This window comes from Oceanisphaera sp. (assembly GCF_052084945.1).
Lineage (GTDB): Bacteria > Pseudomonadota > Gammaproteobacteria > Enterobacterales > Aeromonadaceae > Oceanimonas.
The window spans coordinates 1-12,830 of sequence record NZ_JBQDEX010000082.1 but is presented as its reverse complement, the minus strand read 5'-3'; the positions used below and the strand labels follow the sequence as shown (position 1 = coordinate 12,830).

Below are 12,830 nucleotides of genomic sequence, written 5' to 3'. Positions count from 1 at the left end.
ATAAACGCTAAACAGCATTATGTTGTCCGCTTCCCGCCTTACCGATTTTCTCTCGCCCCAACCCCTATTCCCCAATCCCATTTACGTTTCCATTCACTTTGTTGTTTTTATAGTATTTGGCTCGTTTATTGCATGTTGTCGACCATCAGTTATTAGAGCAATGTAGTGTGAATGGCATTTAAGGATCAAATTCAACGGCTAGGGCCGTGGAACTCGTGGTTTAGCAAAGGGCTAGGTACGCCTTTGCTGGTATTGGCTGCGCTGGGCATGGTGGTGTTACCCATTCCTGCGTTGCTACTTGATATTCTATTCTCTTTTAATATTTCACTGGCACTGGTCATCTTAATGGTGGCGGTGTATAGCAAACGTCCGTTGGATTTTGCGGCTTTTCCGACCGTACTACTGGTTGCTACTTTGCTGCGGTTGGCGCTGAACGTGGCTTCTACTCGAGTAGTACTGCTAGAAGGGCACGAAGGTGAAGGGGCTGCGGGTAATGTAATAGAAGCCTTTGGTAATGTGGTGATTGGCGGTAACTATGCCGTGGGCTTAATTGTGTTTTTGATTTTAATGATCATTAACTTTGCCGTGGTGACCAAGGGGGCAGGTCGAATTGCTGAAGTGAGTGCTCGCTTTACCCTAGACGCCATGCCTGGTAAGCAGATGGCCATTGATGCGGATTTAAATGCGGGGCTGATTAACCAAGATGAAGCCCGCGTGCGACGTGCCGATGTGACCCAAGAAGCCGATTTTTATGGCTCGATGGACGGTGCCTCTAAATTTGTAAAAGGGGATGCCATTGCCGGCATCATGATCCTATTTATCAATATTATTGGCGGCTTTATTATTGGTATGGCCCAGCATGGGCTGTCGTTTTCAGAAGCGGCTAAAATTTATACTCTGCTAACCATTGGTGATGGTTTAGTTGCACAAATTCCGTCGTTAATGCTCTCAATTGCCGCGGCTATTATTGTTACCCGCCAAAATAACAGCGAAGACATGGGTGAAGCCATGTTGGGCCAGCTGTTTGATAACCCCAAATCATTGTCTATTGCCGCTGGTATTTTAATTACCATGGGCTTAGTGCCTGGCATGCCGCATTTTGCATTCTTACTGCTAGGTGGCTTATCGGGGTTTGCTGCGTGGTGGACCATTAAGCGCAACCAGCGTTTAGAACAAGAGCTGGTTGAAGTCGCCGATGCCCCAGAACAGCCAAGCACCGAGGTAAAAGAGCTGGGCTGGGATGATGTGGCGCAAGTTGACACCATTGGACTTGAAGTTGGGTATCGCCTAATTAGCTTGGTTGATCAGGCACAAGGCGGAGAGTTACTTAGCCGTATTAAAGGGGTGCGTAAAAAGCTCTCGCAAGAGCTAGGCTTTTTGATACCCGCAGTACACATTCGCGATAACCTAGATCTTGGGCCGAATCAATACCAAATTACCATGATGGGGGTGAGTTCGGGCACGGCAGATATTTACCCAGAGCGGGAGCTTGCCATTAATCCAGGCCAAGTTTTTGGCCCCATACAAGGTATAGACACTCGAGATCCGGCGTTTGATTTAGAAGCCACGTGGGTGACTAAAGAACAAATAGAGCAAGCACAAAGCTTAGGCTATACGGTAGTGGATGCCGCAACGGTAGTGGCTACTCACTTAAGCCAATTGCTCACCAATCAAGCCTCGGTGCTGTTAGGGCATGAAGAGGTACAAAGCTTAATTGATCAAATTGGTCGTAGTCAGCCTAAGTTAGTAGAAGGCTTGGTGCCTAATACCATGAGCTTGGCGTTGGTGACTAAAGTATTACAAAGCTTGCTACATGAAGGGGTGACCATTCGTGATATGCGCACTATTTTACAAACGCTGACCGAATACGCAGGTAAAAGCCAAGATCCTGAGGTGCTAACCGCCGCATGTCGTATTGCCCTACGCCGCTTTATGGTGCAAGAAATTGCGGGCACCGAACGAGAACTGCCCGTTATTACGCTGGCGCCAGAGTTGGAACAGATATTGCAGAACTCTTTACAAGCAGGCGGCGCTCAGGGCAGTGGTATAGAGCCAGGTTTAGCAGAGCGTATGCAACAATCATTAGCTCAAGCGGCGGCGAATCAAGAAATGGAAGGGCAAGCGGCCATCTTATTAACCTCAGGTATGTTACGAACAACTTTGGCCCGCTTTGTAAAACATACCATTCCAAGTTTGCGGGTGCTGTCTTATCAAGAAGTGCCTGATGACCGCCAAATCCGCATAGTGGCATCGGTTGGGCAGCAGTAGCAGGGTGATAGTTAAATGAAGATAAAACGTTTTTTTGCCAAAGACATGCGATCTGCACTGGCCGAAGTAAAAGAAGTGCTAGGGGCGGACGCCGTTATTATGTCGAACAAAAAAGTGTCGGGTGGCATTGAGATTGTTGCGGCAGTAGATGACGATGAAGAGCCCGTAACGCCAACGCAACGGCCATTGCATGATGACAGTGTCAAGATATCGTCACAAGCGCGTCAGTTTGTTGCCCCTTTAGACGATAAGCAACAGGCTGAAACTTTGCAGTCGCTACTGATGCGTGGGCGCCAACAAGCGCCGCCGGCTTTATCTCCTCAAACATTAGCAGAGCAATCTAGCTGGCCTGAGCCCCCAGAACCCATGCCAGAGCCACGCTCTGAGCATGCTGGGCGGCGTCAAGAGCCGACTCTTAGCCAACCCAGAGCGACGGCAACGGTGCCGCTGCATGATGCGCGCGATTATAAGCGCAGAGACAGCGCCAAAGAAAAAGAGTTGAATGCCATGCGTTCAGAAATTGCCAGTATACGGCGCTTACTTGAACACCAAGTTAGCGGCTTAATGTGGCAAGAGGTAGAGCGTCGTGAGCCAGTGCGGGCTTTGGTGATTAAGCACCTGAATGAATTAGGGTTTAGCGATGGCTTTGCTGATCAGCTTGCCATGCGCGTTAACGATGGCGCGCCACCTCACGAGGCATGGGAACAAATTGAAAAAGCATTAAGCCAGCAATTGCTGACCGGTGAAGATGAAATATTGCGCCAAGGCGGTGCTGTGGCTTTATTAGGGCCTACCGGTGTGGGCAAAACGACCACCATTGCTAAATTAGCAGCCCGATTTGCCGCACGCTATGGCTCGGATCAAATTGCGCTTATTACCACTGACCATTACCGCATTGGCGCCCACGAGCAGCTGCAAACTTATGGGCGTATTATGGGGGTGGTGGTTAAACAAGCGCGTACTTACCAAGAGCTGGCCCAAGCGCTTTACCAGCTGCGTCATCGGCGCTTGGTGTTAATTGATACTGCGGGTGTGGGGCAGCGCGACATTCGACTGAATGAGCAGCTAGACACTTTAGTGGGTGATAAACAAATTAAGATCCGCAATTATTTAGTGCTACCTGCCACCGCACAGCGTCGGGTATTACAAGAAGCAGTGGATCACTTTCGGCGTATCCCGCTGGCGGGGTGTATTTTAACGAAGCTAGATGAAAGCTTGTCGCTGGGAGATGTGCTGGATATTAGTATCCAAAATAGTCTTCCTATTAGTTATATCACCGATGGGCAGCGGGTACCGGAAGACATACGATTGGCCGATGGGATTGAGCTGGTCAAGCAGGCGTTAGGAAGTTTAGAGCAGCGTCGAGAAGATCCTTACTACTGGGAATCTTCTGAGTCCGATGAAGAGGATGCGCGTTTTTATGAATAATTGGTTTCAGGACCAGGCGAGTGGGCTGCGACTTATGCAAAAATCAAGCAGAGTACAGGTTATTTCGGTCACTGGGGGTAAGGGTGGTGTGGGCAAAACCAACATTACGCTGAATATGGCGTCTGCGATGGCCGCCATGGGAAAACGCGTAATGGTATTGGATGCCGATTTAGGATTAGCCAACGTAGACGTGTTACTGGGAATTCGGGTTAAGCGTAACCTATCTCATGTTTTACGCGGTGAATGCACTCTTGATGAAGCATTAGTGGAAGGTCCACAAGGAATTAAGATTATTCCGGCAACCTCGGGCAATCAGTCGATGACCGAATTATCTCCGCTAGAGCATGTGAGCCTTATTCGTGCTTTTAGTGAGATGAAAACCCCAATTGATATTTTGCTAGTGGATACCGCTGCCGGTATCTCAGACATGGTGCTTAGCTTCTCGCGGGCGGCCCAAGAAGTGATGGTAGTGGTGTGCGATGAACCCACTTCAATTACTGATGCTTATGCATTGATTAAAATACTGTCGCGTGATTATGGGGTTTTTCGCTTTAAAATTATCGCCAACATGGTGCGCAGTCAACGTGAAGGGCGAGAGCTGTTTGCTAAGCTAACGCGAGTAACCGATCGCTTTTTAGATGCCGCGTTAGAGTTGGTGGCCTGTGTGCCGTTTGATGGTAACTTACGCTTAGCGGTGCGCCGACAAACCTTAGTCGTTAACCAATACCCTAAGTCTCCTTCGGCCATGGCCATCAAAATGTTGGCAGATAAAGCGATTAGCTGGCCTGCGCCTGAGCGTGCAGGTGGTCATTTACAGTTTTTTATTGAAAACTTACTGAATCCGCCGGTGGCAGAGACTGATGTCTGGAGTAAATAAAGCAAAGGCGTATGCTCGCCAACAGCAGTCCCAGTTAATTGAACGTCATGCGGGCTTGGTGCGTCGTATTGCTTATCATTTATTAGCACGACTGCCTGATAGCGTATTAGTTGACGATTTAATTCAGTCTGGCATGGTCGGTTTATTAGAAGCCACTCGTAATTTTGATGCCAGCAAAGGGGCCAGTTTTGAAACCTTTGCTGGTATTCGTATTCGGGGAGCCATGCTAGATGAAATGCGCCGAGGCGACTGGGTACCTCGCTCAGTGCACAAAAATAGCCGCCAAGTTGCGGATGCGATTGCTGAAATACAAGCGCGTGAAGGGCGTAACGCCACTGATCGGGAAGTAGCTGATGAGCTTAAGGTGAGCTTGGATGCGTATTACGCTATGTTGCGTGATACTAGTAATGGTAAAATACTGGACATGGATGAGTTTGAAACGGGGATTGATGCACATGTAGAGGTGGGGCATTATAGTGATAACCCCTTCGATGACATGGCTAAACAGCGCTTTCAAACGTCCTTGTCGCAGCATATTAAAACCTTGCCTGAGCGAGAAGCCATGGTGTTATCTTTATATTATGATGAAGAGCTTAACTTAAAAGAAATTGGTGACGTGTTGGATGTTAGTGAGTCACGCGTGAGCCAAATTCATAGCCAAGCGATGCATCGATTACGCGCAAAGCTAAAAGACTGGAAAGGGTGAACTCTTCTGGCCGTGAACAGCGTCGTTTAGATAGTAGCTATAAAAAATTTCAGGTTTTATGGCTATTTTTCCATAACAAAATGGCTTAGCTTTAACCGGTAAAGGTGATGTGGTTGCGTTATTAAACTGCGGACTGTGTTTTTTTTGTGTGTTAAATGACCAATTTCTAACGCTTGGTCTATTTTATTGTATTAATTACCCGATATACGATTTAAGTTAAGGTTTTGTGGGGCGATATAGTTAAGATACTTGTTATGTTCAGCCGCCATTGATTTAGCTGATAGGAGATATTGCTTGGACAAAAATATGAAAATCCTGATTGTGGATGATTTTTCCACTATGCGCAGGATTATAAAAAACTTATTAAGAGATCTCGGGTTTAATAACACCTTAGAGGCGGATGATGGCCTTACTGCATTACCTATGCTAAAAAACAGCGATTTTGACTTTGTTGTTACCGATTGGAATATGCCGGGTATGCAGGGGATTGATTTATTAAAAGCGATTCGAGCTGACGAAAAGCTCAAACACCTGCCGGTATTAATGGTGACAGCAGAAGCGAAGCGTGAGCAAATTATTGCTGCTGCCCAAGCTGGGGTAAACGGTTATGTGGTTAAGCCTTTTACAGCAGGTACTTTAAAAGAGAAGCTTGAAAAAGTATTTGAGCGAATTGGATAAAAAGGCAGCATAATGGCATTTCAGAAAGGAACGATCAGCTTAGAGCAGGCTCGTATACTGGTGGCAATGTTAGAGCGTGGCGATCAGGAAGGAGCAGACCGTTATTTGACTGACGTGTGCATGCCCCAAGCGAAAGATTTGGTTGATCAAGTAGGGCAGCTTACGCGTCAGCTACACGACTCTTTGCAGGAGTTTCGTAACGACCCGCGCTTGCCTGAGATCGCAGAAAGTGAAATTCCTGATGCTCGCGAGCGTTTAAGTTATGTTATTGACATGACAGATAAAGCCGCTAACCGTACTATGGATGCGGTAGAAACTAGCTTGCCGATTGTTGACCGACTTACGGATAATATTCAGCAAATTATGCCAAATTGGCGTGAGCTAATGGAGCGTCAACTAGAGTTGGGGCAGTTTAAAGAGTTATGCTTTAAGTTAGATGGTTTTTTACTGAGTTCTAATCAAGATGCCGATCAGTTAAAAGAATTGCTAACCGAAATTTTAATGGCACAAGATTATCAGGATTTAACTGGCCAGATGATCCGTCGGGTTATTAATTTGGTACAAGAAGTAGAAGCCAAGTTGGTTGCTATTTTGTCTGTATTCGGCCGCTTGCCGGGTATGGAAGACGCCCAACCTACGCCAAAAAAGGATCCGGTCTCGGACATTACTGCCGAAGGCCCCATTATGCACAAAGAACATCGACAAGATGTCGTTTCAGACCAAGACGGTGTGGATGATTTACTGTCTAGTTTGGGATTCTAAGGAGAAAACATGGGCTTTGATGTAGATGAAGATATTCTACAGGATTTTATGATCGAAGCATCAGAGATCCTAGAGCAGTTGTCGGAGCAGTTGGTTACACTTGAACAACAGCCAGACGATAAAGAGCTACTAAATGCTATTTTCCGTGGTTTCCATACCGTTAAAGGGGGAGCTGGCTTTTTATCGCTGACTGCCTTGGTTGATACCTGCCATAAAGCCGAGAACGTATTTGATATCTTGCGCAACGGCCAGCGGCAAGTAACTTCAGAGCTGATGGACGTTATTTTGCGTGCTTTGGATACGGTAAATGTGATGTTTTCCGAAATTCAAAATCGCGAAGAGCCCACGCCGGCTGAGCCCGAGTTGCTGGCTGCATTAGAAGGTTACTGCCGTCCTGAAAGTGAAGATGAAGCGGCTGATAAAAAGGCGCCTGAAGCGCAAGCACCTTCACCCACTGAGCCGGGCATTGCTGGTTTAGATGACAACCAATATCAGCAAATGTTAACGGAGTTGGATCCTGAACCTGCGACGCCTGCCAGCGAGGCTGCATCTGACGCAGCGGACTCTGACGATATTACAGATGATGAATTTGAAGCCTTATTAGATCAACTACATGGTGCGGGTAAGCACGGTGGTGCGCCTGAGGCGGCAGAGCCAGAGTCGAGTACATCAGATGATGGTTTAATTGACGATCTTGAGTTTGAGAACTTGCTTGACGAGTTACATGGCTCAGGTAAGGGCCCAACAGTAACCGAGTCTCATTCACCTGAACCGCCGCCTGCTCCTACGCCCGCGCCTGCACCCGTTGCCAAAGCTGCAGAAAAAGCCCCTGCTAAGGCGGCAACACACAGTGCAGCAGCGGATACATCGGTGCGAGTGGATACTAAGATACTCGATAAGATCATGAACATGGTGGGTGAGTTAGTCTTAGTGCGTAATCGCCTGATTAGTCTTGATGCTAACCATGAAAACGAAGATATCTCTAAAACAGTGGCTAACCTAGATGCTGTGACCGGTGATTTGCAAGGCGCGGTGATGAAAACCCGCATGCAGCCCATTAAGAAAGTATTTGGGCGTTTTCCTCGAGTGGTGCGTGATATTGCGCGTACCATGAAAAAAGAAATTAATTTGGAAATGGTCGGTGAAGATACTGACTTAGATAAAAACTTAGTGGAAGCCTTGGCTGATCCTTTAGTGCACTTGGTACGTAACTCTTGTGATCACGGCATAGAAATGCCGGATGAGCGTGAAGCTGCCGGCAAGCCAAGGGCGGGTGTGATAAGGCTAACGGCTTCTCAGGAAGGTGACCATATTTTGCTGGGCATTGAAGACGACGGTGCCGGCATGGATGCGCAAAAGCTGAAAGATATTGCGATTAAACGCGGTATTTTAGATGTTGATGCTGCAGCACGTATGACTAACAATGAAGCTTATAATTTAATTTTTGCACCGGGCTTTTCAACCAAAGTGGAAATCACTGATGTGTCGGGGCGTGGTGTAGGGATGGACGTCGTTAAAACCGGTATTACCTCGGTGAATGGCTCTATTCATATAGATTCAGAGCAAGGGGTGGGCACCAAACTGCAGATTAAAGTGCCACTGACTTTGGCAATTTTGCCGACCTTAATGGTGTTGGTGGGCAAACAGACGTTTGCACTACCACTGACCAACGTTGATGAAATATTCCACCTTGATTTAACCCGTACTAGTGTTGTGGATGGGCAGTTAACTGTGGTGGTTCGTAACCACGCTATTCCGCTCTTTTATTTGCAAGATTGGTTATTAAAAGGCGTGCCGCGTGCTCGTCAGGCACAAGGCCATGTGGTGATTGTGGCGGTAGGTAATCAGCAAGTCGGTTTTGTGGTTGATGGATTAATTGGTCAAGAAGAAGTTGTCATTAAACCGTTAGATCAGCTCTTGCACGGTACACCTGGTATGGCAGGTGCGACCATTACTAGTGACGGCGGCATTGCCTTGATCTTAGATCTGGCAGGCTTAATTAAAGCGTATGCGCGGCGTTACGTCTAAATACAATAAGTGCGAGGATATTAATGTCTATTCGGGTACTGGTAGTTGATGATTCTAGTTTTTTCAGACGTCGGGTGAGTGAGATCCTTAACCAAGATCCTTTGCTTACTGTGGTAGAAACGGCGGCGAATGGTCAAGAGGCCATTGAAAAAACGCGGCTAGTGCGCCCCGATGTCATTACCATGGATATTGAAATGCCGGTAATGGATGGGATTACAGCTGTGCGTCACATTATGCAAGAAGTACCCACGCCGGTATTAATGTTCTCGTCGCTTACGCACGATGGCGCTCAAGCGACGTTAGATGCGCTAGATGCTGGTGCGGTCGACTTTTTACCTAAAAAGTTTGAAGATATTGCGCGCAGTAGAGATGAAGCCATGCTATTGCTACAGCAGCGAGTGAAAGCCATTGCGCGTCGTCGTCGTTTTATGCCACCTAAAACAGCGCCGCTTGCTGCCACACCACCGCCGTTGCGTACTCCGTTAAGTCGCCCGGCTGCACGCCCTGTCGCGGGGCGTGAGCCTAAAACGGCTTTTGAGGCTCGAACAAGATCTGAGACTCGTTCTGTGCTGGGGGCATCTCGCGCTAGGGTGGTACCTACAGAGCCGACACCAGCGAATACACCAGAAGTACGTCATAGTGCACCAAGGCGCAGCGGTAAAAGCTATCAATTGCTGGCCATTGGTACCTCTACCGGTGGGCCTGTGGCGCTACAAGATGTGCTCACAAAGTTGCCGGCCAATTTTGCGCACCCGATTGTGCTTATTCAACATATGCCCGGTACCTTTACCTCGGCCTTTGCGGCACGGCTTAATAGCTTGTGCAAAATTAGCGTAAAAGAAGCGCAAGATGGTGACCAAGTTCGCCCAGGACATGCTTATTTAGCGCCAGGGGGTAAACAGATGATTTTTGAAGGTCGGTCGGGTGCCACACGACTGCGTATTATAGATGGCAATGACAAGGTTAATTACAAACCCTGCGTTGATATTACCTTTGCTTCTGCGGCTAAAGTGTATGGTGGCAAAGTATTGGCGGTAGTATTAACTGGCATGGGGGCAGACGGGCGAGAAGGTGCAAGGTTATTAAAAGCGCAGGGGGCGAGTGTCTGGGCCCAAGACGAAGAAACCTGTGTTGTTTATGGTATGCCTCAAGCCGTTGCTAAGGCAGGCATTGCCAGCGAATCTTTGCCATTGCCAATTATTGGCGAAGCTATCGTTAATGAGATGAGCAGCTAATATGGCACTGAGTGGGCTAATACTGGCACTGACTTGCATTGTGCTTGCGCAATGGTGGCACGGCGGTAGCTTGTGGGGTTTGTTAGATGGCCCCGCGCTATTAATTGTGGTGGGGGGCACCTTAGGTGCTGTGTTACTACAAACCCCATGGCGACAATTTAGTGCAGCCCTCAAGGCCAGTGGCCAATTATTTAGCCTGCCCAAGTGGAATTTTAATGAGCAAGCTTCTCGCTTACTACATTGGTCTCACTTAGCACGTCAAGAAGGGTTTTTAGCATTAGAGTCTAAGGGCGAGCAGGCAAGTGTTGACTCTTTTACACAGCAAGGGCTGCAGTGGGTTGTTGATGGCACTGAACTGATGGCTTTAGAGCAGCTGTTTGATAATGAACTAAGCTGCATTGAAGAGCAAAAAGAGTTAGAAGCACAAGTCTTTGAGGCCATGGGCGGTTATAGCCCCACCATTGGTATTATAGGCGCGGTATTAGGACTGATTCAGGCGATGTCTAACTTAGAAGACCCAGCTCAGTTAGGTGCCGGTATTGCAGTGGCATTTGTGGCCACACTATATGGTGTGGGCTTGGCTAACTTATTATTATTACCTTTGGCAAACCGATTGCGGGCGATTTATCGGCTGGAATTACGCTATAGAGAACTAACGGCAATTGGCTTATTAGCCATTGCCCGAGGTGACAGTAGCTTGTCGATGAGCCGTCAGTTAGCGCAATATCAAGGGTTGCGTCATTGAGACGGCGCTCGTTAGTCACCCGTAATCGAAGAGCCAGTGGCACTTCTGGTCCAGAGCGTTGGCTGGTGTCTTATGCAGACTATATGACGTTAGTGTTTGCGTTGTTTGTGGTGCTATATGCCATTAATGCCAGCAAAACAGAATATAAGCAGCCTATGCTTGAGGGGATAGAGCAAGCATTAGTACGATTAAATGGTAAGTCTGAGCCCACTGACGCCGATAGTTTAATGATTATGCCGTCGGATAATAAAGATGCGCTTAACATTAATACCCAGCTTAAGGAAATAGACGCGCCTTTAGCTGAAGTGAAAGCTCAACTTGCATTGGCCTTACCAGGCTTATTACAACAAGAATCGGTTGTATTAGAAGAAAAAGGCGACTGGTTGATTGTGAGCTTTGACGGTAAATTATTATTTGCCAGTGGTAGCGCGTTACTGGGGCCGAATGCCAAGCCGCTGCTAAGTCGAATTATACCGGCATTAACAGTGGGAACACACTTTATACGCGTACGAGGTTATGCAGATAATTTGCCAGTGAATAACGAATTATACGCTTCTAATTGGCAGTTATCCGCTGAGCGAGCTCGCGCTGTATTAGAATGGTTGCTTTATGAGGGTATTAGCGCCCCTCGGCTTGCCTTAGAGGCTTATGGTGAGTTTCAGCCACAACAGATATCACTAGGTGATCGTGGCCGTGCGCAACGTCGGCGAGTTGATATTGCAATCTCGCCCCAGCAGTGGCAAACGCCAACCGCGCTGCCATCTCGGCCTTTGGCCACAGAAAAAAGTCCGGATTTACGTGTATATGAGCTGCCCAATGGTGGCATTCGTATCGGCACAACACAGGAATAAGCATTGATAGTTTGGACAGTAGCAAATCAGAAAGGGGGCGTGGGTAAAACCACTACAGTCGTCGCACTTGCAGGTTTATTATCGCAGCATAATAAGCGCGTATTGCTGATCGATACCGACCCTCATGGTTCGCTGACCTCTTATTTCGACTATGATATGGACGGGCTGCAACACAGCCTGTTTGATTTATTTAAAGCCCCTCAGCCAACCAAGGCGTTATTTGAACAGGTGTCATTAAAAACCCGTTTTAGTGGTATTACCTTATTACCGGCGTCTATTTCGTTGGCTACTTTAGAGCGTACCTCCAGTAGCCGAGAGGGTATGGGGCTCGTCCTCAAACGCTTACTCAGCGAAGTAGAACAAGATTTTGATGTGGTGATTATAGACTGTCCGCCAGTATTAGGGGTGATGATGGTGAATGCCTTGGCGGCCTGCGACCGTATTTTAGTACCGGTGCAAACAGAGTTTTTAGCCATTAAAGGGCTAGAGCGTATGGTGAGCACCTTTAAGTTAATGCACAGGGCTAAAAAAGAAGGTTTTAAATATACTATTGTGCCAACCATGTTTGATCAGCGTACACGTGCCTCGGTACAAAGCTTAACAAGCTTAGAACAAGAATATGAGGGTAATTTATGGCCGTCGGTTATTCCTGTTGATACCAAGTTTCGTGATGCAAGTTTGCGTCATGAACCGCCTTCTTACTTTGCTAAAGGTAGCCGCGGGGTATTTGCCTATCACTCCTTGTTACGGTATTTATGGCAGCAAGAAGGGGCGGAGACGGCGCTATGAATCAACAACATTCCGATGCACTTGATAATTATTTTGACGCTTTACTAGCAGAGTCGCCAGAGTCTAAACCTGATGCCACGCCCCGTGCTGAGCCACAGCCTCAGGTTGCAGCTTCCCCTAGTGTGGCGGCTAAACCGTTTGCTGAGCCTGTTGAAACGGAACGTCGCCAAACATTAGAGGCCTTACTGGCACAAGTAGCAGAGCTTAAAGAAGAAGAACTAAAGGTTGCTACGCCAGAGCCCATTACGCAGCCAGAAGTTAAGGTGGCTCCGGCCGTTGAGCCTGCCCCTGTTGTTAGCACACCTGCTGTGAAGGCTCCGCCCAAAGTGCAAACTGAGGTTGAGGTAGCCCCTGTTGTTGTGAATACGCCCGCAAGTGATGAATGGCGTAATATGGACACCGAGCATAGTTTTCAGGTGTTATTTTTTGAAGTGGCTGGCATGACCTTTGCCGTTCCTTTAAC

At 47.7% G+C, this 12,830-nt stretch carries 11 protein-coding genes and 1 pseudogene; all 12 read left to right on the top strand.

Features of this window, described 5'->3' with window-relative positions:
- Window positions 1-171: 171 nt before the first annotated feature.
- On the top strand, window positions 172-2,268 hold the full coding sequence (gene flhA / locus ACTHY5_RS08515) for a flagellar biosynthesis protein FlhA (RefSeq protein ID WP_441878675.1): 2,097 nt from the start codon (window positions 172-174) through the stop codon (window positions 2,266-2,268).
- A gap of 15 nt (window positions 2,269-2,283) precedes the next feature.
- The gene (gene flhF, locus ACTHY5_RS08510) at window positions 2,284-3,696 is read left to right on the top strand and encodes a flagellar biosynthesis protein FlhF (protein ID WP_441878674.1); all 1,413 of its coding nucleotides are present in this window, start codon (window positions 2,284-2,286) and stop codon (window positions 3,694-3,696) included.
- A complete protein-coding gene (locus ACTHY5_RS08505) occupies window positions 3,689-4,573 on the top strand; it encodes a MinD/ParA family ATP-binding protein (RefSeq protein ID WP_441878672.1) in 885 nt (294 codons plus the stop codon). The genes flhF and ACTHY5_RS08505 overlap by 8 nt, the downstream gene beginning before the upstream one ends.
- On the top strand, window positions 4,557-5,279 hold the full coding sequence (locus ACTHY5_RS08500) for an RNA polymerase sigma factor FliA (protein WP_441878670.1): 723 nt from the start codon (window positions 4,557-4,559) through the stop codon (window positions 5,277-5,279). Before ACTHY5_RS08505 ends, ACTHY5_RS08500 begins: the two co-directional genes overlap by 17 nt.
- 306 nt (window positions 5,280-5,585) lie before the next feature.
- On the top strand, window positions 5,586-5,957 hold the full coding sequence (cheY, locus tag ACTHY5_RS08495; RefSeq protein WP_441878679.1) for a chemotaxis response regulator CheY: 372 nt from the start codon (window positions 5,586-5,588) through the stop codon (window positions 5,955-5,957).
- A 9-nt stretch (window positions 5,958-5,966) separates the two neighbouring features.
- Entirely contained in the window at window positions 5,967-6,719 is a 753-nt protein-coding gene (locus tag ACTHY5_RS08490; RefSeq protein ID WP_441878677.1) for a protein phosphatase CheZ, read from the top strand.
- A 9-nt stretch (window positions 6,720-6,728) separates the two neighbouring features.
- Window positions 6,729-8,747, top strand: a complete 2,019-nt coding sequence (locus tag ACTHY5_RS08485; protein ID WP_441878668.1) for a chemotaxis protein CheA — start codon at window positions 6,729-6,731, stop codon at window positions 8,745-8,747.
- A 23-nt stretch (window positions 8,748-8,770) separates the two neighbouring features.
- Window positions 8,771-9,982: a protein-glutamate methylesterase/protein-glutamine glutaminase gene (locus ACTHY5_RS08480; RefSeq protein ID WP_441878666.1), complete on the top strand. Its 1,212-nt coding sequence runs from the start codon at window positions 8,771-8,773 to the stop codon at window positions 9,980-9,982.
- Window position 9,983: 1 nt separating this feature from the next.
- Window positions 9,984-10,727 (top strand): flagellar motor protein, encoded by a 744-nt coding sequence (locus ACTHY5_RS08475; RefSeq protein ID WP_441878664.1) that lies wholly within the window; start codon window positions 9,984-9,986, stop codon window positions 10,725-10,727.
- Entirely contained in the window at window positions 10,724-11,578 is an 855-nt protein-coding gene (locus ACTHY5_RS08470) for an OmpA family protein (protein WP_441878662.1), read from the top strand. Before ACTHY5_RS08475 ends, ACTHY5_RS08470 begins: the two co-directional genes overlap by 4 nt.
- Window positions 11,579-11,581: 3 nt before the next feature.
- The gene (locus tag ACTHY5_RS08465; protein WP_441878660.1) at window positions 11,582-12,367 is read left to right on the top strand and encodes a ParA family protein; all 786 of its coding nucleotides are present in this window, start codon (window positions 11,582-11,584) and stop codon (window positions 12,365-12,367) included.
- Window positions 12,364-12,830: pseudogene (locus ACTHY5_RS08460) on the top strand (hypothetical protein); the annotation flags it as partial. The gene ACTHY5_RS08465 and the pseudogene ACTHY5_RS08460, both read left to right, overlap by 4 nt.

Excerpts from the sequence above, each read along its gene's own strand:
- flhA (WP_441878675.1), top strand. The coding sequence starts at position 172 with ATGGCATTTAAGGATCAAATTCAACGGCTAGGGCCGTGGAACTCGTGG.
- flhF (WP_441878674.1), top strand. The coding sequence starts at position 2,284 with ATGAAGATAAAACGTTTTTTTGCCAAAGACATGCGATCTGCACTGGCC.
- ACTHY5_RS08505 (WP_441878672.1), top strand. The coding sequence starts at position 3,689 with ATGAATAATTGGTTTCAGGACCAGGCGAGTGGGCTGCGACTTATGCAA.
- ACTHY5_RS08500 (WP_441878670.1), top strand. The coding sequence starts at position 4,557 with ATGTCTGGAGTAAATAAAGCAAAGGCGTATGCTCGCCAACAGCAGTCC.
- cheY (WP_441878679.1), top strand. The coding sequence starts at position 5,586 with ATGAAAATCCTGATTGTGGATGATTTTTCCACTATGCGCAGGATTATA.
- ACTHY5_RS08485 (WP_441878668.1), top strand. The coding sequence starts at position 6,729 with ATGGGCTTTGATGTAGATGAAGATATTCTACAGGATTTTATGATCGAA.
- ACTHY5_RS08480 (WP_441878666.1), top strand. The coding sequence starts at position 8,771 with ATGTCTATTCGGGTACTGGTAGTTGATGATTCTAGTTTTTTCAGACGT.
- ACTHY5_RS08475 (WP_441878664.1), top strand. The coding sequence starts at position 9,984 with ATGGCACTGAGTGGGCTAATACTGGCACTGACTTGCATTGTGCTTGCG.